The organism is Novosphingobium sp. HII-3 (assembly GCF_002916655.1).
GTDB lineage: Bacteria > Pseudomonadota > Alphaproteobacteria > Sphingomonadales > Sphingomonadaceae > Novosphingobium > Novosphingobium panipatense.
On record NZ_PPSM01000009.1, the window covers coordinates 39,815 to 60,026 of the forward strand.

The following is a 20,212-nucleotide window of genomic DNA, read 5'->3' on the forward strand; positions in this document are numbered from 1 at the left end:
GATGGACGCGCGCGTCACCGCGTCGGTGCGTGCCATTCGAAGCGGCCGTTGCCGTCTTCATCGGTGTAGAGAGGCGTCGCCCGGCCGATGACCGTGTCGGTCGAGACAGGGCCGAAGTAGCGGCCGTCCAGACTGTCGCGGACCTGCCAGTTCATCAGGAAGATCTCGCCAACGCCGAGCAGTCGGCAGCCTTGCCAGCTTGGCAGGGTCCGGCCCAATCGGTCGCGCTCAAGCGCCTCGGCCATGTCGATGCCGTCGACCGACACCATGCGGCCTGTGCGACAGACGCGCTGCCCGGCGATACCGGCGACGCGCTTCATCAGCGGCACGCCGCGCGGCAGATAACCGCGATCGGCGAGGAAGGTCGCGAGCGGTTCGGGCGCATCGACGGCGACCAGGTCGGTAACCTCGGGCAGCTCGTCGGAATCGATCGAGTAGAGGCCGATCGGCACGCTCGCGGACGCGTTCCAGATGAGTTTCAGCGGCAGCGGGAGGACGGCTGCCATGACGATGCCCATCGTCGCGAAATACGTCGCCATGACGTAGCTGAAGCGGCTCATGGCTCTGCCCTCCGGCGCAGCAGGAAGGCGCGATGCTGCTCGGCGCTGTAGGCGCGCGGCTCCTCGCCAGCGGTCAAGCGGTTGTGAACGTGGCGCCAGTGATCGGACGATATATCCGCCGGATCGACGCCGATCGCCTCGATCGCGTCGACCGCCTGCAGCACCCGCTCCACCTTGGGCCAGCCTTCGATCTTCAGCAGGATGTCGCCGCCGGGCCGCACGAAGGGCAGCGTCTGGAACGGTTCGCCGGCGCCGACAGCGCGCACGATGTCGATGCGCGAGATGATTGTGCCGAACGCGTTCGACGCCCAGCGGACGAAGGCGAAAACGCTGTTCGGCGCAAAGCCCATGACGCGGCGGCGACGATCGAGGATCTGTTCGTGGATGTCGCGACCGAAGCGGATCCAGTTCTCTTGTTTCTTCTCGATCCAGGTCAGCTCCACCAGCGTTGTGGACGCAGGCGGAATGGCCGGCGCAGCGCCGCTGCGCAGGCGCGGGCGCGCGATGCCGGTCATGACGGGTCTCCTTTGACGGTGGGAAATTCACGCGCGAGCAGCTCGCGCAGCATGTCGGCAACGGTGACGCCGCGCTGGAAGGCGGCGATCTTGATGCGCGCGCGCTGATCCGATGTGACATCGATGGTCAGTCGGGCGCTGAACCCGCCATCGTTCGAAGCGCGTATGGAGGACGCGTCGGAAGCCTTGACCCAACTTTCGGGGTCGGCGGGACGCGCGGCGAAACCGCGCTTGCGCGGTCGCTCGGTCATGGCGCGATCCTCCCGATCTCGGCGCAGAGCGCGGCGATCTCACGGGCGGCGGGGCTATCCTCATCGACTTCGGAAACGAGGCGGCCGGATTGCGCGGCGTCCGCGAAGGCAACGCGCTGGCCGATGGTGGCGGCGAGCACTGGCGGATCGTGATCGGCAAGCGTCTCGGCCGTCGCGCGGGCGATGACGGTGCGCGCGCCACAGCGGTTCAGCACGAAGCGGGCGACGAGTTGCGGGCGATAGATACGGGCCTCGCCAAGCAGCGACAGCATCTCGGCCGAGGCCCAGCCGTCGAACGGCGAAGGCTGCACCGGGATCAGCACCAGGTCGGCGGCGAGCAGCGCCGAGCGCATCAACCCGGCGACACGCGGCGGACCGTCGATGACGATGTGATCGACGTCGCGCGCCAGCTCCGGAGCCTCGCGATGCAGTGTGTCGCGCGCAAGGCCGACGACGCCGAAGAGCCTCGGAAGGGCTTCGCGAGCGCGCTGCTGTGACCAGTCCAGCGCGGAGCCTTGTGGATCCGCGTCGATCAGCGTGACGCGCTTCCCCTTGGCGGCCCATTCGCCAGCGAGATGCAGGGCCAGCGTCGTCTTGCCGACGCCGCCCTTTTGATTGAGGAGCGCGACGATCATTCCGACTCTCCCGATGCTTGATCGAGAGGGAGTTGCGGCGTGCTGGAGGGATCGATGCGCGTGCGTTTCGACGGTGTCGCGGATGGTTTTTCAGCACGGCCGGCGATGTTTTCCACATCGCGCGCGCGTCTTCTAATGTTAGATTCTTGGTTAGACTCTAAGTTAAGGGCGCGATTCCGGGCGTGTTTTCCGGGGCTTAACCGCTGTTTGGGTTCCTGATAGCACGAGCCTGCGGTTCCCGATGGCACGATAGTCCGGGTTCCTGATAGCACGAGGCCATCCACAGTTTGTCCACAGGGTGCCGAGGGTTCGAAGGCGAGCAGTACGCGGCCGCCGCGCTCGACCTCGATGAACAGCGTGTAGCCCGGCAGTGGCTGGCGGCGGATGATGTCGCGCAGCTCGAAGGCGAAGCGTTTGAATGGGGAGAGGCTGCCGGACTTCTGATAGAGATGGCGGAAGTCGAAACGCCAACCGTTGCGCTGCTTGCCGCCGTGTTTGCGCACCAGGCGGTAGAGCCAGCGGTCGAGACCGCCGGTGAGACCGAAATAGGCTCGTTCGATGGTGAGCACGAGCGCGTCATCGAGAACGGCGCGGTAGAACCAGTCGGGCACGATCAGCTCGATACCAGCGGGTCTGCCGCTACGATCGGTGCGCTCCTGCCATTCGTTGATCCAGGAGAAGCGATGCCGGCGACCTTCGGCCGGCTGGCGGATCGAGGTGGCGACGGTCGTCGACTGGAGCCGATCGAGCGCGGCCTTGAGCCGCTGGTAATCACGTAGGCCGACGCCGCGGCCTATGAAGTTCAGGATCTCATAGGGCGTCGCGGCCATCAGGCGCGAGGTGCGCAAACCGGCGTCGCGTGCCTCGACGATCTGGCTTGCCGCCCAGATCAGGATGTCGGCGTCCCAGATGGTGGCCATGCCATGATCGGGCACTGCCTCGACGCGGATCGACACGTCGCCGGCAACGAAGTCGATCGGCGCTGTGCGATGGGATTTGGAGAGGGAAAAGAACGGATAGGCCATCAGATCCTGCGCGTCGCGAGGCGCGAAATCCCCGGGGAGCGCGTGGAACAGATCGAGCTGTCCGCGCTCCGAGATCGGGCGATGTCGCGCTGTCATTGAGAGAGAGCCCGAGCGGTCAGCGCGCGAAGCGGCTGGCGTTCGCGGACGGCGCGCTCTCTTGGCGTTTAGCGGGCAGCACAGCGCCGCGCGGATCGGAGGTCGAGGTGACCGCGCCGCGTTCGGTCCAGGCCTGGAGATCATCGACCGCGTAGACGACACGGCCGCCGAGCTTGCGATAGGACGGGCCGGTCCCGTAGGTGCGATGCTTCTCTAGCGTGCGCGCGGACAGGCCCAGGAAATGGGCAGCTTCCTTGGTGCGTAGAAAACGCGGCGGCAATGCGCTGAGATTGGGTGTCATGATCGGGCCTCCGTGGTGTCCGTGGGTGCCGCGGGCGTTCAGCGGCTGACGAAGGTCACGATGGCGAAGGGAAACCGGCGAGTTGCAGCGGGATTTTGGGGGGTACTAAATCCCCACACCAAGAGACGCGTGCGATCCGGCTAGGATCGGCGGCGATGACGAAGCAGTTTGCGATAGCCACCCGAGATCATGGCGCGGGCATCCCCGAGGAGGCCTGCGACGACGTGGCGGGCGGAAGCGGCTTGCCATTCATCACGGGTGAGTTTGCCGATGCGGAGGATGACCTCGGCGATCTCCTGCTGGGTCGCTCCGGCGCGATATCCATCGATTGTTTGCAGCATGCGCCGCGCGCGGGCCAGTTGCTGACGCGTGAGGCGCGTGTCGGGTGGAATGGCGCGGCCGTGAAGAGAGGCAAGCAGCCGAGCAACGGCTTCCATACGATCGAACCCCTCCATGCCGAGTGGGATCACCGCTACGAGTCGCTGCTCGGCCGATCCGTCGCGGGGAAGCGCCAGATGCAGGCGCTGGCCGTTTCTCAAATCATGCAGGACATGAGGGCTGTGTTCGGGTGAAATCTGTCGGAGGGGCGTGCTAGCCGCAGCGACGGACGCTGGCGCCGGTGTCAGTATAACCGATCCGGTATCTTCCTCCGGAAGCCAGAACACCTGCGCCTCGGTGGACTTGAGAGCTGGGGCAACAGGGAAATCGCAACCCCCACCGCGTACCGACGCGTTCGATCGGCGATGGTGACTCAAAGAGTTCGGCGTAATCGCGCTGATAATCCTCGTTCCGTCGCAACCATTCCCAACCGATATCGGGGGCAGTGAGCTGGTCGACGTAATCGTAACTTGATGACGATCGCCACCGGGATGTGTTGGGCGACATCGAAATCCTCCTAGCTCGCATTATTCGTGCGTTTTGAGCTAGATACGATTCCGAGTTGAGCGACAGTAAGGAAGTGCCTGAACCGGCAACGGGTGTTGCCGTGGCGGCATCACCGCCTCAGTGGCGGAGGCCTTCACGCACGAGTTCGCGGTAGCCGTGGGTTGTCATCCAGCGGGCGCGGGCGAGATGGGTGTCGTGGACGCGCCGCGCGCGGTCAGGATCGCATTCGGGATCGAGACCGAAGAGAATATGGACGGCTTCGCGCCAGTCCGCGCCGTCCGTCGCAGCGTCGAGCAGGCGCAGATAGAGCGTCATGTGCTCGCGATCATATGTCGTGAGCCCCACACTCTCTGGCGGCTCATCTGAAAAGTCTGTCTTGGTCACAACCGTCCCCTGGAATCATTCTTATCCATTCCGGAGGGATTTGTTAACCGTTCGCGGGTTGCACCGCAGCGCAACCCGCGCCGCCGGTGGCAACGCCAAGGCGAGCCAATGGCCAAAGGGGCTCTATCGCTTGTCAGTTTTCCCACGGACCACCATCACTCCTTCGCCCTGGTCGGTCGTCAGGAGGAGGATGCCGTGGCTTTCAAGAGCCCGCCGGACCTGATCGCGCGTGGTCTCATACACCTCGAGACCGCTTAAGGATTCGAGGCGTTTCAGCGCGGTCAGCGATACCTGGGCCTTGTCAGCGAGCGTCTCCTGGTTCCAACCGAGCAACGCGCGTGCAGCCCGCGATTGGTGGGCGGTGATCATGCATTGATCACCTCCCACCGATACGAACGCGCACGCCAGAACTACGACTTCTCTATTCGGGCCAATCGGATAGCGAGGCTTCCCGCGCGCTCCGCTGGCTCATTTACATACTATAGTTGATAAACTCAAAGTATGTAAATCACGATCCTCCTGCGCATGGATATGCGCAAATTGGTCGGCCGGAACTTCGCCCGCCTGCGTCGGGAGAAAGGCCTGACCCAGGAAGAGGTCGAAGCGCGCTCCGGTTTCAGTCAACAGTATCTCAGCAGCCTTGAACGCGGCCGGAGGAACCCGACCGTGATCACGCTTTATGAATTGGCTCAGGCCCTCGGCGTCAGCCACATGGAATTGGTCCGGCCCGACGATCAGCTTTGAGCCGTATTCCCGCGAGGATCATGCTTCTCTTCGTGGTCGGCACGAGGCCGCCACAGGATGGGATCAGAAGAGCCGGCGGAGCAATCTATAATGCGGCTTCGCGTTGGACATGCCGACGCTGCCAAGTCGTATTTGCGAACTCACCGTCCCTCGTCCCCTCGCAGGGAGACGCCTCAGTCAGACTTGCGCCTGACCGAACCTATGTCAGAGGAGCGGCGGCCTCTGGCCGCTTACCCCAGTCGAACTCAGTTCCATCCACCCACATGCGATGCAGTATGACACCGATGCGGCGAGCGAGGGCGACGATCGCCTTCTTGTGGCCTCGACGTCGCGAGACCTGAGCAGCCCAAGCCTTTAGGGTGGACCAGCGTTTTACGCGAGTCAGTAGCACCTGTGCTGCCTCGTAGAGCGCGCTGCGCGTCATGGCGTCACCCCATCTCGAAATGCGGCCGGTGCGATCCACTTCGCCGGATTGGTGCTTGCGCGGCGTCAGACCAAAATGGGCACCAACGGTTCGCGACCGAGTGAAGCGAGATGGGACATCGACCGTTGCCCGGAAGATGAGCGCTACGAGCGGGCCGACCCCCGGCACCGTCATAAACCGGCGCGAAACAGTGTCGTCCCGCGCGAGACGGACAAGCAAATCGTCCAACCGACCGAACTGCTCCCGCAGCGATCGCCGCGCCAACAGGAGCGTATCAGCGACTATGTGTAGGTCGCTTCCTGCGATCAGTTCCCGTACTCGCGGCTCGAAATCGCGCGCCGTGACTTTGCCGAGGTGATATCCGAAGTTTCGGATGAGACCACGGATTTCATTTTCAACATCCTGGAGCTTGTTTCGCAGGAGTTGGCGGGCCGTCAGGACGGTCCGAAGGCGCTGGCTTGTCGGCGTCTTGACGTGGACGGGTTTGAAGAGGCCGACGCGCATCATCTGCGCGATTCCGCGCGCATCATGCCGGTCGGTCTTGTTGAGTTGCGCGGAGAGAGCCGCCTTCATGTGCCGGGTCTCTACACACACGATGGGAATGCCGGCTTCGGCTAAATGCCCATAAATGTGCTGAGACAGCATCCCTGCTTCGAGACCGACGCGGACGACTGGAAGCGGGAGCGACAGGATATGCTGCGCAATCTCTTCCGGATTGGATGAAAGCTTTCGTTCATGCGCTACCTGCCCATCGGCGTTGACAACGCAGAGATTGATTGTTCGGGCGGAAACATCCAGCCCAATATAATAGCTTTGAGACATGCCGAACTCCTCCGAATCAAGAGTCGACACGTCTCATAACCAATCTACAGACCATTTTGTAAACTACGACTATTTCAGTCGTTCTCGGGACTAGACTGGCCCTTGGGCCGCGACGAGCCATCACCTATTGCATCGTGCGCCTCCTTCAGGATATTCCAGCCACCCTTGAGCACGATGCCGCCAACCAGCAACCCGATGATTAGGTCAGGCAGCGGGGACGCGAAGAACATGACCGCGGCACCCGACGCGACAATGCCGGCGTTCGCCAGCATATCGTTCGTCGTAAAGATCCAGGACGCTTTGAGATGCACACCTCGATCCCGATGCGACCGCAGCAGTTTTAAGCAAACTACATTCAGCGCGGCATTGGCGAGAGCCGTGACGATCATGGCGAGGCCGATTGGCTCGGCACCCACGAAGAAACGGCGAAGCACCTCCACGAACAATGCAAGTCCAAAGGCGATCAGAAGCAAACCCGAAAGACGCGCCACTCGCACCTTTGCCACGATCGTCCGGCCGACGGCATAAAGGCTGACGGCATAAACGCCGGCATCTCCCAAATTATCCAGGGCGGCACCCAAGAGACCTGTCGAGTCTGCGATAACGCCGACGACACCGGCCACGATCACCTGCAAGAAGTTTATGGCAAGAACCCAGATAAGAGTCCTGCGTTCGGCGGCATTGCTCGCGTCAAGCTCGATTTCACCTTCTTCTTGTTGTTTTTCACTCATACACGTTTCCGATATTTTGCATCTCAAGTGAAATAGCCCAAAGCAACCGCCCAGATGAGTACGATACCGAGAACACCTCGGTAAATAACAAACGGCCAGGCGGAAAAACGCTCGAGAACGCGCATCAGCCCCCAAATCGCACAGAACGCGGAAATAGAAGCCACGACGAGCCCGACAAGAAGTAGTGACCAGCCGTCGGCGGAAAGCTGCACTTTGTGGAGTTCCCAGAGCTCCTTGAAGCCAGCCAGGGCGATTGCCGGCAGGCCAAGAAGGAATGAGAACCGCGCCGCCTCATCTCGCTTCAGGCCGAGGGCGAGCGCCGCAGTCAAAGTCGAGCCTGAACGCGAAACGCCAGGAATCAGCGCTCCGATTTGAGCAATTCCCACGATCATTGCATCGATGGCCGATGTGTTCTCAAGCGTTCGTCGGTGCCGGGCAAAAATCTCCGCGAGCGCCAGGAGGACAGCCATGACGATGCACGCCCAGCCGATGACTTCGAGAGTACGAAGCGGCGAGCCGCACGCGTTCAACGCTCCAGACAAGGAAAGGCCGGCAATACCGATCGGGATCGTGGCAAGGAGAATTCCGACCGAGAAGCGGAAGTGTCGATCTCGGAAATCCCGATTTGCGACGGCACGCAGCGAATTGGTGGCTAGTTGGCTCACGTCGCTCCAGAAATAACTGACGACTGCAGTAAGCGCTGCAAGCTGCATGGCGGCTGAAAAGGCTGAGCCAGGATCCTGCCAACCGAGCAGCGCAGGCACGATCCGCATATGGGCGGTCGAAGAGATCGGTAGCAACTCGGTGATGCCTTGGACAAGTCCGAGCAGGGCGACCTTGCCATAGCCTAGCGCCACGAATCCGGTGTCGACGCCTTGAGTACACGCTCCCGTCATTCTGGCTCCCGGTTGTTGCGCGGCGCGGGCGCGCCCCGATGAATCACGCGCCAAAGTTCGGCGGGGGTTCTGAAGCCGACTGACGAGTCGCAGCAATTCGCGGCAGCCAGCGAGTCCCTCAACCGATCGCTCCCAGCATCGGAAACGTCATCAGCATCCAAATGGCGATCTCCTGCAACCTCCCGGTCATCATCAAAACGCCGACGCCGATCATGACCGCACCACCGCCGATGTTCAGCGCGGCACCGACGCGGCGCATGCGCTTCAATGCGGCTGCCGCGTTTCCCATGAAGAGGGCCGTGAGGAGAAACGGCACACCGAGGCCGAGGCCGTAAGTTCCGAGAAGAATCGCGCCGTTGCCTGATGACGTCGCGGTTACCGTGAGGATGGAGCCCAATACCGGGCCAATGCAGGGCGTCCAGCCGAAGGCAAAGGCGACACCCAGCAGGAAGGCGCCGACCGGTCCATTGACCTGGCGCGGTCCGTTCCATCGGCGGTCGGTCATGAGTATCGGGAGGCGAAGGAGCCCCGTCATCGCCAAACCGAAGACAATGACCAGAGCTCCGCCGATCAGGTTGGTTTCCATCTGGAAGCGTTGGAGAAGGCCGCCGAGGGCCATCGCGCTGACTCCAAGCAGCACGAATATGGTCGTGAACCCGAGCACGAACAGCAGCGCAGGGCGGAAGATGTGAAGCCGGGATACCGCATCACTGCTGCCGGTCGTGCCGGCGCCACCAGCGACATAGGACAGGTAGCCCGGCACGAGCGGCAGGACGCAGGGTGAAAGGAAGGAGATAGCGCCGGCAGCGGCCGCTGTCGCCAGCCCGAGCAACGATATTTCCAGCGCCGCCATGCTCAGCGCTTCCCGTTGCTAAGCGGCTCCTGCGTGCGAAGCACCGGTTGGGTCGAAAAAAGCGATCCAGCCAGGAGCAGCGCGACGCCAATGCTGATTGCAACATCCGCCATGTTGAAGGTCGGCCAATGCCAGTTGCCTATGTGAAAATCGAGAAAGTCTGTCACCGCGCCTTGATGCACGCGGTCAACGATGTTGCCGGCGGCGCCGCCGGCGATCAAACCGAGAGCCGTTGCTTCAATGGTCCTGCGGGTCCGCATTGCCCAAACGAGAAGACCGACCGTGATCGCCACTTTGATCCCGGCCAACACCAACGGATGCTCGAGGAAGACATCTTGGAACATCCCGAAGCTGACTCCGGTGTTGAAGCCGAGCGTCAGGTTGAAAAAGGGCACAACCTCGATCACGCGTGGCGGGACCATGACGGCATTTATGATCAACCACTTCGTAGCAACGTCGAAAAGAAGCGCGGCCACAAATGCGCCGCCAACCCATATCGCGATATTTCTAGCGGGACGTTCGGCCACGATGATTCCTTGTGTTCTTCGGGTTCTGATCGGCATTTCTGTCGTCAGCGGCCGCCCCAATACAGGGCGGCCGCTATTGGCTCAATGCGCAGTTGCAGGGCGAGCCACAGTGGAATGCTGGCGCTCCTGTGCTCGAACCTTTGCGCCGCCGACTGGGCCACCATCTCTCTGGCGCTGTTCCCGATTGAGGAGCCGCAAACCGTTGAGAACGACCAGCAGGGAGGCCCCAACATCGGCGGCGATCGCGCCCCAAAGGGATGCGAGACCGATCACCGTCAGCACTGTGAACAACAGCTTCACGGCGATCGAGAAGGCGATATTCTGCCGAATGACGGCGAGCGTGGCTCGTGAATGGCGCACGAGCCAGGGAAGTCTGGAGAGGTCGTCCGACATCAGGGCGACGTCTGCCGTTTCGATGGCTGCGTCGCTCCCCATTGCGCCCATGGCAATGCCGAGATTGGCGCGGCCCATGGCAGGGGCGTCATTGACCCCGTCACCCACCATGGCGACGACGCCATAGCGCCGAACCAGGTCCTCGACGGCCGTGACCTTGTCGCCGGGCAGAAGTTCCGCGCGAACTTCATCAATGCCGGTCTGCTTGGCAATCGCCTCGGCGGTGGCCCGATTGTCGCCTGTCAGCATCACCACTTTTTCCACGCCCGCCCGATGCAGCGCGGTGACGATATCCTTGGCTTCAGCCCTCACAGCATCGGCAACAGCGATCAGTCCCCAGACTTCCTGGCCGTCGCCAACGGCGACAATGGTCCGGCCAGCGCCGGAAAGTGTGTCGGCGCGTTCCAGGATGGCCGGTGAGCCGACCGCGCGTTCATCGAGGTAGCGGCGTGACCCAAGCCAGACTTCGCGACCGGAGACGCGGCCGGTCATGCCGCGACCCGTGATGGCCTGGACGGCCTCGGCCGGTTGTGCGGCAATGCCGTTTTCTGTTGCCCTCGCCAAAATAGCGCGGGCGATGGGGTGCTCGCTGCGCGCCTCGAGGGCTGCTGCTAACCGAAGAAGGTCATCCTCGTTTCGGCTGCCGAGCGCCAAGATCTCCACGACCTGAGGACGTCCTTCGGTGAGCGTCCCCGTCTTGTCCATGGCGATTGCTTTCAAGCGCGCCGGCGTCTCGAGATGGACGCCGCCTTTCACCAACACGCCCTGCTTCGCAGCTCCCGCAAGGGCAGCCACAATGGTCACGGGCGTCGAGATGACAAGGGCGCAGGGGCAGGCGATCACGAGCAATACGAGGGCGCGATAGAACCAAACCTCCCAGCCACCACCGAGCAACAGCGGCGGCACCAAAAAAACGGCTATCGCGAGCGCCATAACGACGGGCGTATAGACGCGTGCAAATTTCTCGACCCACTGCTCGCTGGGAGCCCGCCGGCCCTGCGCGGAGCCGACCATGCGGATGATCTGCGCGAGCGTGGTATCGCTTGACGCCTTGGTGGTCACGACGTCCAGCGCGCCTTCGCCGTTGATGGTGCCTGCAAAAACGTCGTCTCCTTCCGATTTGAAGACCGGGACGCTTTCGCCGGTGATCGGTGCCTGGTTGACCTCACTCTCTCCGGCGGCCACACGGCCGTCGAGCGGTACTTTATCGCCAGGTCGAATAATGATGTGCGAACCGACACGGACTTCGGCTGCCGGCACGTCTCTCTCCGTGCCGTCTTCAAGCATGATGCGCGCGGTCGGCGGCGCGAGCTCCATCAGGGCCGCCACGGCCCGCCGCGCTCGGCCGAGGCTCCAGGCCTCGAGAGCAAGGGCGAGCGCGAAGAAGAACGAAACCGTTGCGGCTTCGAACCAAGCGCCAATTCCGATCGCACCCACGACGGCGATCACCATCAGGAGGTTCATGTCGGGACGCAGGCGCCTGGCCGCGAGCCAAGCCTTCGGGGCCACGTAACGCACAGCACAAAGCGCGGCGAGCGTATAGAGAATGACGCTTAGCAGCGGCGTTGCACCTGCACCATGTTCGCCTGCCTCGAAGGCCGCGATGATTCCACCTCCGACCCAGGCGTGAACCGCAAATCCGATCGCGACGAACAGGCCGCTCGCAGCAGTCAGCCATGATTGAATGCGTCTGCGCCGCTCTTCTGCCCGTGCCCCTTCGCTGGTGGCGCCCTCGGTCCAGGGCTCCGCCTGCAGGCCGGCGCGTACAACGGCCTTCTCGATCTTGGCCTCCAAGGCGGCGTCAGGCGCCATGTCGATCGACATGCGGCCGTTAAGAAGGTCGAAAGCGAGCTTGTCCTCACCAACGAGCGGGCCGACTTCGCGCTTCAGGGCGGCGATCTCGTCGGCACAATCCATGCCATGGATTCGATAGACAACGCCGCCAGGCAGATTGATCGGCGGCGGGCTGAGGGCTTCCTTCACGTTGGTCGCGCAACCGCACGCGGATCCTGCGGCATCGCAGGTTGCCTGCTCAGCAACGGCCGGCGCTGTCCACAGCTCAGCCCGCATCCCGGTTCGCGCGACCGCCTGTTCGATCTCTTGGAGGGTTGTCCCGCTCTGAGGTGCAATGGTCATCGCACCCTGCGAAGTGTCGAAGGCGAGCTTATCCTCGCCAACGAGCGGTCCCAGTTCCCTGGTCAGAGCAGCCACCTCATTCTTGCAGTCGAGGCCGCGCACACGCAGGAGCATGGTTTCGGCCGAACCATCCTGGATGAGAGAGCCTGACATCCCGGTTCTTGAGATGCCGCTCACGAGTTCGTCGATCGAGGCACGGTGCTGAGGCGCGACCGTCATCAACCCCTTTGCTGTGTCGAAGGCGAGCCAGTCCTCACCGCCAACCAGAGGGCCGATTTCGCGCTTGAGCATCGCGACCTCGTTTTTGCAATCGAGGCCCTCGACCTTGAACAGCCACGCCGACGCGGAGGACTTATCCAGCTCAGCCAGCAATTGTGCCCTCATTCCAGTGGTAGCGACCGCCTGCTCAATGGTATCGAGTGCCGGAGCGGTCAGGCCCGCGACCTCCATGACACCGCCCTTGGTGTCGAACGACAACTTGTCCTCGCCACCGACGACGGGACCGACCGCGGCACGAAGCATCCGAACTTCGTTCTGACAATCCAAGCCCTCAACCTTGAAGCGTAACGTGCCTAAGGTGCTTCTAGCCTCGGCTTCAATAGTCATTGCGGTCTCCTAAATTTGCTTATTCTCTCGAGCCCGGCTCGAATCCTTTCACGCACCATACATTCTGTAGTGGCTACAGGAGCAAGAGGCCTTTCAATCGTTTTTTGCCGTCCAAGCGAGCGACAGACGTCAGCGTCCGGCGGCTATCAGCCCGACCACAATTCCATAGCTCGCGATTATTGAGGCGCCGGTGAGCGCCATGCCAAAAGCCCGGCCTGAGACTCGTTTGGCGTAGCCGAATGCAAAGGTGATGCGGCCAACCAGAAACAGAGCAACCAGCAGCGGTATGAGCACCAGTTCGGTTTCTCGCAGAAGCGCTGCTAGGGTCAGATGTGCGCCAAAAGCCAGTACTGTCTGCTCCAATGAATTCTGCAGCACCGCGGCACGCACGGCGATTGCCGGGCTGGGTTTGCCGAACGCCGAGCCCCGTATATCCGCCGGCGAATAGAACCTGCCTCTGCTCACCGCGCCGACGCAGCCGGCCAGCCAGAGAAACATGAGAATACTCGCCTTCAACGTGAACGCGATCCGCTCACCGAAGTCCATCTCTGGGCTGAGGCCGAACAATTCAGGAGGCAGCCAGGCATAGCCAACCACAAGGACGACCGCCGCGAAGGCGAGCGCGACGGCTGAGGCTCGGACAATGCCCACCTGGTCAGAACTGAGCCTCTTGAACACTGTCCTTGCTCCTTGTCGTCCTCCGCCGCCTGCCTGTGGTGATGAAAGACCGGGGGCGACCACTCATCGCGCGTGGGTTCACACGCCCCGATCATAGGTATATAAATCCTGTAGTAACTACAGAATCAACCCTTGCGAGGGGTCGAGGCCGTGACTGAACCCGGTCGCCGTAACAGCGGTCACGGCCACTTGGTGCCGAGATCGGGCACCGCAAGAACACGAGATGAGACCGGCGGATGAGCTTCTATTCGATTTATCAGCAGGGTTTCGTTCGCGTGGCTGCCTGTACACCGAAATGCGAAGTCGCCGATCCCAGCTACAATGTCGCTGAGACGCTCGCGCTCGCCCGCGACGGTGCGCGCCAGGGTGTTGCGCTGATGGTGTTCCCGGAATTGGGCCTCTGCGGTTACGCGGTTGACGATCTTCTCGGCCAAGCCGCGTTGCTGCAGCGGGTGGAACAAGCGATCGAGGAAGTCGCGGCCGCGAGCCGCGAGCTTTCGCCGGTTCTGCTCATCGGCGCGCCGCTGGTGCGGGAAGGACGACTCTACAATTGCGCTGTCGCCGTCCATCGTGGGCGCATTTTGGGTGTTGTTCCCAAAGGACATCTGCCGAATTATCGGGAATTCTACGAAAAGCGTTGGTTCGCTTCGGGCCGAAACTTGAAAGGCGCTACCATCGAGATCGCTGGTCAGTCCGTCCCCTTCGGAATGGATATGATTTTCGCGGCCGAGGATTTGCCAGGCTTCGTCTTCCACGTCGAGCTGTGCGAGGACGTATGGGGACCGGCTCCGCCCAGCGACTTTGCCGCGCTCGCTGGCGCTCTCATCCTTACCAACCTCTCGGCCAGCAACATCACTGTCGGCAAGGCCGAAACCCGCCGGCTGCTCTGCGCAACCCAATCGGCGCGGTGCTGGGCTGCATACATCTATTCCGCGGCCGGTCCGGGCGAGTCGACGACGGACCTCGCTTGGGACGGTCAAGCCTGCATTTATGAACTCGGGCAGCTGCTGGCAGAGACCGAACGGTTCCCGCAGGACTCGCAAATGGCCATCGCCGATGTCGACGTTGATAGGCTCAGACTGGAGCGCCTGCGCACCGGCACCTTCAACGAGGCGGCCATCGCACAAGCTATGCCTGAAGACAGGTTCCGGCGTATCGGCTTCCGGTTCGAGCCGTCGATGACGGACCTCGGGCTGCGCAGGGCCGTCGCGCGCTTCCCCTATGCTCCAGCCGATCCGGCACGCCTCGACCAGGACTGTTATGAGGCCTACAGCATCCAGGTCCAGGGGTTGATGAAGCGCCTTCAGGCGACGGGCATCCGCCGCGTCTGCATCGGGGTCTCCGGTGGTCTGGACTCCACTCACGCGCTGATCGTGGCGGCGAAAGCGTTCGACCGGCTAGGCTGGCCCCGGTCCGACATTCTCGGCTTCACGATGCCGGGCTTCGCGACGGGGGAGGCCACCAAGGCAAATGCCTGGACGCTGATGCGTAGTCTCGGCGTCACCGCCGAGGAGATCGACATCAAGCCGTTGGCGCAGCAGATGCTGGCGTCACTTCAGCATCCGTTCGCGCAAGGCGAGCCGGTTTACGACGTGACGTTCGAGAACGTGCAGGCGGGCCTGCGCACGGACATCTTGTTCCGTGCAGCCAACCAGCGAGGCGCCATGGTGCTTGGCACTGGCGATCTGTCCGAAATCGCGCTCGGCTGGTCGACCTACGGTGTCGGCGACCATATGAGCCACTACAACGTCAACGCGTCGGTGCCGAAAACACTCATCCAGCATTTGATCCGCTGGGTGGCACAGTCAGCCGCCTTCGATGAGGCAACGAACGGCACGTTGCTCTCCATTCTTGACACTGTGATTTCGCCAGAACTCGTGCCGGCCGGCGAAGGCGGCGCCTTACAAAGTACGGAGGAGAAGATTGGGCCTTATGAACTGCAGGATTTTACCCTGTTTTATTTGACGCGCTATGGCCTGAAGCCGTCGAAGATCGCTTTCCTGGCCTTCCATGCCTGGCGTGACGCCACCGCCGGAGCTTGGCCTCCACAGTATCCGGAAGAGCGCCGTCGCGCATATGATCTGCCCACAATCAGATCGTGGATGGAGGTGTTCCTCTATCGCTTCTTCACGATCAGCCAGTTCAAGCGCTCGGCGTCGCCGAACGGCCCCAAAGTCACTGCTGGCGGCTCGCTGTCGCCGCGCGGCGATTGGCGCGCTCCGTCGGATGGCAACGCCCGCCTCTGGTTGGAGGAGTTGCGCGCTCACACGCCGTCGGAATGAACGTGCCCTGAGGGTTGGCGCTCAGCGGCCAACGGCAATCGGCGCACGGATGCCGATGACGCTTCCGCCCAGTTGTTATCCCTACTCGAACCACCGTTACGGAATGAATTCGCCATGATCACCATCGGAGCCTTGTCACAACGGACAGGCGTCAATATCGAGACAATCCGCTACTACGAGCGGATCAATCTCATCCCGCCGCCGCCCCGCACAGAGAGCAGGCGGCGCCTCTATGAAGCAGAGGATGTTCGGCGACTGACGTTCATACGCCATTCCAGGGATCTCGGCTTCGACATCCCGGCTATTAAGACGATGCTCGCTCTGCAGGAAAGGCCAGAGTCCTCTTGTGAGCAGGTGAGCCGAATTGCCACCGATCAGCTCGAAGCCGTCGAGGTGCGGATCCGACGCCTTCTCGGACTTAAGAGCGAGCTCACTCGGATGATCAAATCGTGCGACAATGGGAAAGTCGCATCGTGCCGGATCATAGAAGTTTTAGCTGACTCACCCAACTCGCATGATGCCCCCTGAATCGCTGAGGAATTCAGGAACATCCACGACTTTGTTGGCTAGGGAGTGCCCGAATACCCCATCTATAATAGTCGTTCTAGTTGGCTGACGCTACCTGATACTGCCTTCTGAAGTCCGAACGCGCGCCTTTAGGCGGAAACTGATTCGGTCGCCCCAGGCGGAAGGCCCCGCCCGGTTCGATCCGGGCGGGGCTTCGCGCGGGGACGTCAGTCCCCGTTGCGGCGATTGGGGCGGGACCAGATCAGGCTGTAGGTGTCTGCGTCCTCGTCGTCGAAGAGGTTGGCGAAGATCGGGGCGTTGAAGCTCGGATCGTCGAGCTTGAGGCCGAGATAGTCGCGACCCTCGTTGGAGCGCTTGGCCCAGGCGGCGCCGATCTCGGCGCGGCCGACGAGGATGCGGTGGCTAGGGGCGTTCTCGCCGGCAGAGCGGGTTTCGGGGACGATGCGGACGCCCTTGGCCTGGACGCTGAGGGTGACGATTTCGCCGGTGAACTCGTTCGAGCCGGTCTTCTTGAAGGTGCCGATGGTCGCCATTGTAAGTCTCCGTTTTCCGTTCCCGAGCCCGCACCATTGCGGCCTCGATGGCGATCGGTTGGCCGGAGGCGATTGACGGCGCACCCCACAGGGGCCTGACAGCTAAGGAGGGCTTTCTTGTCTCGCGAGGAATGGCGGCGCAGCCGGCAGGGGAAGAAAGCTCGACGCCGCTGTTGCGTCATAGGCGATCGAGGCGCAGCCGACCTTCGGCCAGATCAGGCCATTGAAGAGGCCGTTTGGAGCGGTCGAGGCACGGTAAGAAAACGGAGAAGATGGCGGCCCTCCGCATCGGCAACCGGCGTCGCAACAATGCTCACCCGCTTCGCCTCCTTCCGGCAGGGCACGGCGCTGCATCCTGACCCTTTACCGCCATTGGGGAGATCGCCGCGCCGGACGTGCGGTGTGCCGCCGAGACATGTTCCTGCTACGGCAGCGCTCCAATGAAAGCCGCTTCCCGGGCTCAGCTCGATCCGCACCCCACGCTTCAATCCCAACGGCCCCAGACAACGTGGGCGGCCGTGGCCCACCGCTGGTCTGCTCTCGCAACGGCGATGACGACGATCAGGCTCGCGCGAGATTCCGGCCGGACGGGCCTGGGGCCGCCGCCATTCCTGCGACCCGCGCGAAGGCGGTGATGCCGACAGCGACCGCGCCGATGACGGAGAAGGTGATCTGCCATCCGTCGGACGGCATGAGGTGCTTCACGATGCCATGGGTCGCATGGAAACCGGCGATCGCCGCCGGCGCGACAAAGGCGGCGGCCACGATCAGCTTCAGCCACATCGGGCGGATGAAGGTGATCAGGAGATGGCCGACCGCCAGCGTGAAAGCGGCGGCAACGGCACCGACCAGAACCGCGCCGGGGATGCCGGCTCCGGTGCCGTGCGCCCAGGCGCCCGCGGTCACACCGACGAACGCCGGCAGCGAGAAGACGGCCAGCGTGAACAGCAGCCAGCAAAGCAGGCCGATGGCCGCGAGCGATGCAAGTATTGCGAGGATGATCATGATGGTGGCCTCCGTGAGAAAAGGTCTGACGGTTGCGCCTCCACCACCACCACGGCGCGATCAAACTATAGCGGAAATCGACTGTGCCGGGAGCGGAAATCGCGTGCGACTTCCGCGCGGCGGCGCCGGTTCGCCCCGGTTATGGGGCGAAGGGATCGATCTCATGGACGATCGCGGCCATGTCGCCGTCGTACTCGCTGGCGGGCGTCACCGAGAGGGTGCCGTCGCCGGCCTGGAAGATGATGATAGCGGCCATCAGGGTGGTGGCGAGGCTGAAGGCGAAGGCGTGCGCGTCGTTGAGGGACATCGATCCGGCTCCTGTTTGAGCGGAGGACCATCCCCCGCTGACAGGCGCCCGAAGTGTCGGACTGAACGCTGCAATCACCGCGCAGGCGCAGCCGAAGCGGCGGCATGCTCGCATAGCCGACCCTTTACGGGTTGATGGCGTCAGGCGATCAGTCTGACCAAGGATCAGCGCAGATAAGCGGGGGTGGTTTTCGCGTCAGGAGCCGCGGTGAAACCGGGAAAACCGTCAGTCGAGTTCAATCGTCTTGCCATGGTTCTTTTCGAGCCGGTTCAAATATTTGTTCAGGCTGATCGTGGCGAAGTGCTCGGTGTGAGCGACAGCTTCCAGGAAATCCGCGATCTCGTTGACGGGGACAGCCATCGTCCACAGGTGCCGTATGACGAGACGTTCGGGCTCGTCCTTCACTGCGAGAGTGAGGCGAACGATGTCCGACGCGTCCGTGTGCGCGGCGATCGAGTTACGGAGGCCGATGAGACGTTCATGGACCTGTTTTCCGTCGTCTGATCCTTCGTAGACCTTCTTTGCATCGAGTATCGGAATTCCAGATCCCGACGATGCGTAGCAGCGACAATAGGCCATGATTCCGGCGACGAAGAACGCCTGCTGGCGCAGCGAGTTTTCCAGCTCGCCGAGTTCGACAGGGTGGTCACGCACCCACTCGAAGTTGGTGTGCGCGTTGACGAGGTGCATCAGCATGTGCGTCCACGACGAAAGACGTTCAAATCCGGGGGGATCGAGCGTGAAGCCCTCGGCGACTACAGTTGCAATATGGGTTTTATAGTCGTCGTCCGTGATTGTGCTCATCGAATCCTCGCTGTCCGTTCAGTGCTTTAAGTAGAAACGCTGCGCGGTGCGATCCAGCGTTTCAGTCGCCTTGCGGGCAGGCGGCGCTCACGCGCCGCCGAACTTCCAGACCGGGATGCCGAGCTTCTTGGCCTTGTCTGCAAGGTTGTCATTGATGCCGGTGCCGGGGAAGTGCATCACGCCTTTGGGCAGGATTTCCAGCATCTCGTCGTTGCGCTTAAAGGGCGCTGCGCGGCCGTGTTTCGTCCAGTCGGGAGCGAAACCGATTTGCGGCACGTTGCGGTTCGTAGCCCACAGCGAGGCGATCTTCTCGGCGCCTTTCGGCGACTTGCCGTGCATCAGCACCATGTCCGGGTGCTTCTCGTGCACCTGATCGAGCTTGGCCCAGATCAACCGGTGATCGTTGAAGTCGAGACCGCCGGTGACGAGGATCTTCGGACCGGGCGGAAGGAGGATCGTCTGCTCGGCGCGCCGTTTCGCTGCCAAGAAGTCGCGGCTATCGATCATCGCAGAGGTGAGATTGCGGTGGTTGACCTTTGATCCGCTGCGCGGAAGCCAGGTCTTGCCGACGTGGCGCTCGTAATGTTCGGCCGCCTGGTCGCGCATCAGCTCGAAGGCGTTCTGACGTTCGATCAGGGTCTGCCCCTCGGCGATATGGCGCTCGAGTTCGACCGCCTTCACTTCGCTGCCGTCTTGTTCACGCTGTCCGCGGCGTTGCGCCTGCTCGTTGTCGTCGAGTTCGCGCGCGATCCGGTCGGTGGCGCGGTGGAAGACGTTGACCGTCGACCAAAGGAGATCGTCGAGGTCGGGTTCGAGGCGAGTGTCCTCCAGCGTCCCGATCAGGGCGTCGAAGATGTCAGCGATGGCGCCTGCAACCGCATTGCCGTCGGGCAAGAGCCGCTGGTCGGGTTCATCCTCGAAGGGACGGTAGCCGTGGAGCTGAAGTTCGTTGAGGACATGGTCGGTCGGTGATGAGGCGTGATGCGGTTCGAAGTCGTCGTGCTCGCTCATGGGATGCTCCGTCGATTGGACCGCGACCGTCGCGGCCTTCATGGCGACGAAAGCCGGCGGGCGGGCCAGCCCTGCACCCGGAGCGCAGCGCAGGGCCGGAGCGTCAGCGAAGGATGGCGAAGGCCGGCGATTTTGCCTCGCGATGGAAAGGCGCGGCACGCGCCGCCGGAAAATCGTTGGCCGCAGCCATTGTCGGGCGGGCCCGTTTGCTGGCCGATCGCCCTCTCGAAGGCCGAGGCGCGGTCCCCCTTCGACGGTTGGTGCATCCGCGCGAGCATGA

The 20,212-nt window shown here is 62.6% G+C and carries 25 protein-coding genes; 3 read left to right on the forward strand and 22 right to left on the reverse strand.

Annotated features, from left to right (window positions below):
• Window positions 1-14: 14 nt before the first annotated feature.
• The 10 genes from C2R25_RS02480 to C2R25_RS02525 all read right to left on the reverse strand — a co-directional run bounded on the left by C2R25_RS02480 (window position 15) and on the right by C2R25_RS02525 (window position 5,021).
• Window positions 15-560 carry a S26 family signal peptidase gene (locus tag C2R25_RS02480; RefSeq protein ID WP_103727722.1) on the reverse strand — a complete coding sequence of 182 codons (546 nt, stop codon included), beginning with the start codon at window positions 558-560 and terminating at the stop codon, window positions 15-17.
• Window positions 557-1,075, reverse strand: a complete 519-nt coding sequence (locus tag C2R25_RS02485; RefSeq protein ID WP_103727723.1) for a DUF2840 domain-containing protein — start codon at window positions 1,073-1,075, stop codon at window positions 557-559. The genes C2R25_RS02480 and C2R25_RS02485 overlap by 4 nt, the downstream gene beginning before the upstream one ends.
• Window positions 1,072-1,326, reverse strand: a complete 255-nt coding sequence (locus C2R25_RS02490) for a hypothetical protein (protein ID WP_103727724.1) — start codon at window positions 1,324-1,326, stop codon at window positions 1,072-1,074. Before C2R25_RS02490 ends, C2R25_RS02485 begins: the two co-directional genes overlap by 4 nt.
• Complete coding sequence (gene parA / locus C2R25_RS02495) at window positions 1,323-1,961, reverse strand: ParA family partition ATPase (RefSeq protein WP_103727725.1); 639 nt, start codon at window positions 1,959-1,961, stop codon at window positions 1,323-1,325. Before parA ends, C2R25_RS02490 begins: the two co-directional genes overlap by 4 nt.
• Window positions 1,958-3,082: a replication initiator protein A gene (locus tag C2R25_RS02500; RefSeq protein ID WP_103727726.1), complete on the reverse strand. Its 1,125-nt coding sequence runs from the start codon at window positions 3,080-3,082 to the stop codon at window positions 1,958-1,960. The genes parA and C2R25_RS02500 overlap by 4 nt, the downstream gene beginning before the upstream one ends.
• A 19-nt stretch (window positions 3,083-3,101) precedes the next feature.
• The gene (locus C2R25_RS02505; protein ID WP_103727727.1) at window positions 3,102-3,383 is read right to left on the reverse strand and encodes an AlpA family transcriptional regulator; all 282 of its coding nucleotides are present in this window, start codon (window positions 3,381-3,383) and stop codon (window positions 3,102-3,104) included.
• Between the two features lie 140 nt (window positions 3,384-3,523).
• Window positions 3,524-3,838, reverse strand: a complete 315-nt coding sequence (locus tag C2R25_RS21255; protein ID WP_103727747.1) for a DUF2285 domain-containing protein — start codon at window positions 3,836-3,838, stop codon at window positions 3,524-3,526.
• Window positions 3,839-3,974: 136 nt separating this feature from the next.
• Window positions 3,975-4,289, reverse strand: a complete 315-nt coding sequence (locus tag C2R25_RS20815; protein ID WP_369825683.1) for a transcriptional regulator domain-containing protein — start codon at window positions 4,287-4,289, stop codon at window positions 3,975-3,977.
• 96 nt (window positions 4,290-4,385) lie between these two features.
• Window positions 4,386-4,652 (reverse strand): DNA -binding domain-containing protein, encoded by a 267-nt coding sequence (locus tag C2R25_RS02520; RefSeq protein WP_103727729.1) that lies wholly within the window; start codon window positions 4,650-4,652, stop codon window positions 4,386-4,388.
• A gap of 123 nt (window positions 4,653-4,775) precedes the next feature.
• Complete coding sequence (locus tag C2R25_RS02525; RefSeq protein ID WP_103727730.1) at window positions 4,776-5,021, reverse strand: hypothetical protein; 246 nt, start codon at window positions 5,019-5,021, stop codon at window positions 4,776-4,778.
• Between the two features lie 156 nt (window positions 5,022-5,177).
• Here C2R25_RS02525 and C2R25_RS02530 point away from each other — a divergent pair, with 156 nt between their 5' ends.
• On the forward strand, window positions 5,178-5,396 hold the full coding sequence (locus C2R25_RS02530) for a helix-turn-helix domain-containing protein (protein WP_024343470.1): 219 nt from the start codon (window positions 5,178-5,180) through the stop codon (window positions 5,394-5,396).
• Window positions 5,397-5,595: 199 nt separating this feature from the next.
• Here C2R25_RS02530 and C2R25_RS02535 read toward each other — a convergent pair whose 3' ends face one another.
• The 7 genes from C2R25_RS02535 to C2R25_RS02565 form a co-directional block, all read right to left on the reverse strand.
• A complete protein-coding gene (locus tag C2R25_RS02535) occupies window positions 5,596-6,642 on the reverse strand; it encodes an IS110 family transposase (protein WP_024343494.1) in 1,047 nt (348 codons plus the stop codon).
• Between the two features lie 74 nt (window positions 6,643-6,716).
• On the reverse strand, window positions 6,717-7,373 hold the full coding sequence (locus C2R25_RS02540) for a cation transporter (RefSeq protein WP_024343495.1): 657 nt from the start codon (window positions 7,371-7,373) through the stop codon (window positions 6,717-6,719).
• Between the two features lie 23 nt (window positions 7,374-7,396).
• Window positions 7,397-8,269, reverse strand: coding sequence for an undecaprenyl-diphosphatase UppP (gene uppP, locus C2R25_RS02545; RefSeq protein ID WP_024343496.1), 873 nt, complete (start codon window positions 8,267-8,269; stop codon window positions 7,397-7,399).
• A gap of 118 nt (window positions 8,270-8,387) precedes the next feature.
• Window positions 8,388-9,122 (reverse strand): cytochrome c biogenesis CcdA family protein, encoded by a 735-nt coding sequence (locus C2R25_RS02550; protein ID WP_024343497.1) that lies wholly within the window; start codon window positions 9,120-9,122, stop codon window positions 8,388-8,390.
• A 2-nt stretch (window positions 9,123-9,124) separates the two neighbouring features.
• Window positions 9,125-9,649: a signal peptidase II gene (gene lspA / locus C2R25_RS02555; protein WP_044411231.1), complete on the reverse strand. Its 525-nt coding sequence runs from the start codon at window positions 9,647-9,649 to the stop codon at window positions 9,125-9,127.
• Between the two features lie 81 nt (window positions 9,650-9,730).
• Window positions 9,731-12,700 carry a cation-translocating P-type ATPase gene (locus C2R25_RS02560; RefSeq protein WP_233203725.1) on the reverse strand — a complete coding sequence of 990 codons (2,970 nt, stop codon included), beginning with the start codon at window positions 12,698-12,700 and terminating at the stop codon, window positions 9,731-9,733.
• 213 nt (window positions 12,701-12,913) lie between these two features.
• Entirely contained in the window at window positions 12,914-13,462 is a 549-nt protein-coding gene (locus tag C2R25_RS02565) for an MAPEG family protein (protein WP_024338471.1), read from the reverse strand.
• Between the two features lie 236 nt (window positions 13,463-13,698).
• Here C2R25_RS02565 and C2R25_RS02570 point away from each other — a divergent pair, with 236 nt between their 5' ends.
• Both C2R25_RS02570 and C2R25_RS02575 read left to right on the forward strand, forming a co-directional pair.
• Window positions 13,699-15,744, forward strand: coding sequence for an NAD(+) synthase (locus C2R25_RS02570; RefSeq protein ID WP_103727731.1), 2,046 nt, complete (start codon window positions 13,699-13,701; stop codon window positions 15,742-15,744).
• Between the two features lie 114 nt (window positions 15,745-15,858).
• Window positions 15,859-16,272, forward strand: coding sequence for a helix-turn-helix domain-containing protein (locus C2R25_RS02575; protein WP_024338473.1), 414 nt, complete (start codon window positions 15,859-15,861; stop codon window positions 16,270-16,272).
• Window positions 16,273-16,478: 206 nt separating this feature from the next.
• Here C2R25_RS02575 and C2R25_RS02580 read toward each other — a convergent pair whose 3' ends face one another.
• The 5 genes from C2R25_RS02580 to C2R25_RS02595 form a co-directional block, all read right to left on the reverse strand.
• Entirely contained in the window at window positions 16,479-16,805 is a 327-nt protein-coding gene (locus C2R25_RS02580; protein ID WP_103727732.1) for a DUF736 domain-containing protein, read from the reverse strand.
• Between the two features lie 561 nt (window positions 16,806-17,366).
• Complete coding sequence (locus C2R25_RS02585) at window positions 17,367-17,810, reverse strand: hypothetical protein (protein WP_103727733.1); 444 nt, start codon at window positions 17,808-17,810, stop codon at window positions 17,367-17,369.
• Between the two features lie 139 nt (window positions 17,811-17,949).
• Complete coding sequence (locus C2R25_RS20625; RefSeq protein WP_164714525.1) at window positions 17,950-18,117, reverse strand: hypothetical protein; 168 nt, start codon at window positions 18,115-18,117, stop codon at window positions 17,950-17,952.
• A gap of 225 nt (window positions 18,118-18,342) precedes the next feature.
• Window positions 18,343-18,921, reverse strand: a complete 579-nt coding sequence (locus C2R25_RS02590) for a hypothetical protein (protein ID WP_103727734.1) — start codon at window positions 18,919-18,921, stop codon at window positions 18,343-18,345.
• Between the two features lie 87 nt (window positions 18,922-19,008).
• Window positions 19,009-19,932, reverse strand: a complete 924-nt coding sequence (locus tag C2R25_RS02595; protein ID WP_103727748.1) for a DUF2493 domain-containing protein — start codon at window positions 19,930-19,932, stop codon at window positions 19,009-19,011.
• Window positions 19,933-20,212 lie beyond the last annotated feature (280 nt).

Coding starts and splice junctions, on each gene's coding strand:
- C2R25_RS02540 (WP_024343495.1), bottom strand. CDS start 7,373: ATGAGTGAAAAACAACAAGAAGAAGGTGAAATCGAGCTTGACGCGAGC.
- C2R25_RS02530 (WP_024343470.1), top strand. CDS start 5,178: ATGGATATGCGCAAATTGGTCGGCCGGAACTTCGCCCGCCTGCGTCGG.
- C2R25_RS02550 (WP_024343497.1), bottom strand. CDS start 9,122: ATGGCGGCGCTGGAAATATCGTTGCTCGGGCTGGCGACAGCGGCCGCT.
- C2R25_RS02580 (WP_103727732.1), bottom strand. CDS start 16,805: ATGGCGACCATCGGCACCTTCAAGAAGACCGGCTCGAACGAGTTCACC.
- C2R25_RS02595 (WP_103727748.1), bottom strand. CDS start 19,932: ATGAGCGAGCACGACGACTTCGAACCGCATCACGCCTCATCACCGACC.
- C2R25_RS02560 (WP_233203725.1), bottom strand. CDS start 12,700: ATGCTTCGTGCCGCGGTCGGTCCCGTCGTCGGTGGCGAGGACAAGTTG.
- C2R25_RS02535 (WP_024343494.1), bottom strand. CDS start 6,642: ATGTCTCAAAGCTATTATATTGGGCTGGATGTTTCCGCCCGAACAATC.
- C2R25_RS02585 (WP_103727733.1), bottom strand. CDS start 17,810: ATGATCATCCTCGCAATACTTGCATCGCTCGCGGCCATCGGCCTGCTT.
- C2R25_RS02505 (WP_103727727.1), bottom strand. CDS start 3,383: ATGACACCCAATCTCAGCGCATTGCCGCCGCGTTTTCTACGCACCAAG.
- parA (WP_103727725.1), bottom strand. CDS start 1,961: ATGATCGTCGCGCTCCTCAATCAAAAGGGCGGCGTCGGCAAGACGACG.
- C2R25_RS02525 (WP_103727730.1), bottom strand. CDS start 5,021: ATGATCACCGCCCACCAATCGCGGGCTGCACGCGCGTTGCTCGGTTGG.
- C2R25_RS02570 (WP_103727731.1), top strand. CDS start 13,699: ATGAGCTTCTATTCGATTTATCAGCAGGGTTTCGTTCGCGTGGCTGCC.
- C2R25_RS02575 (WP_024338473.1), top strand. CDS start 15,859: ATGATCACCATCGGAGCCTTGTCACAACGGACAGGCGTCAATATCGAG.
- C2R25_RS02480 (WP_103727722.1), bottom strand. CDS start 560: ATGAGCCGCTTCAGCTACGTCATGGCGACGTATTTCGCGACGATGGGC.
- C2R25_RS21255 (WP_103727747.1), bottom strand. CDS start 3,838: ATGGAGGGGTTCGATCGTATGGAAGCCGTTGCTCGGCTGCTTGCCTCT.
- C2R25_RS20625 (WP_164714525.1), bottom strand. CDS start 18,117: ATGTCCCTCAACGACGCGCACGCCTTCGCCTTCAGCCTCGCCACCACC.
- C2R25_RS02500 (WP_103727726.1), bottom strand. CDS start 3,082: ATGACAGCGCGACATCGCCCGATCTCGGAGCGCGGACAGCTCGATCTG.
- C2R25_RS20815 (WP_369825683.1), bottom strand. CDS start 4,289: ATGCGAGCTAGGAGGATTTCGATGTCGCCCAACACATCCCGGTGGCGA.
- C2R25_RS02590 (WP_103727734.1), bottom strand. CDS start 18,921: ATGAGCACAATCACGGACGACGACTATAAAACCCATATTGCAACTGTA.
- C2R25_RS02485 (WP_103727723.1), bottom strand. CDS start 1,075: ATGACCGGCATCGCGCGCCCGCGCCTGCGCAGCGGCGCTGCGCCGGCC.
- uppP (WP_024343496.1), bottom strand. CDS start 8,269: ATGACGGGAGCGTGTACTCAAGGCGTCGACACCGGATTCGTGGCGCTA.
- C2R25_RS02490 (WP_103727724.1), bottom strand. CDS start 1,326: ATGACCGAGCGACCGCGCAAGCGCGGTTTCGCCGCGCGTCCCGCCGAC.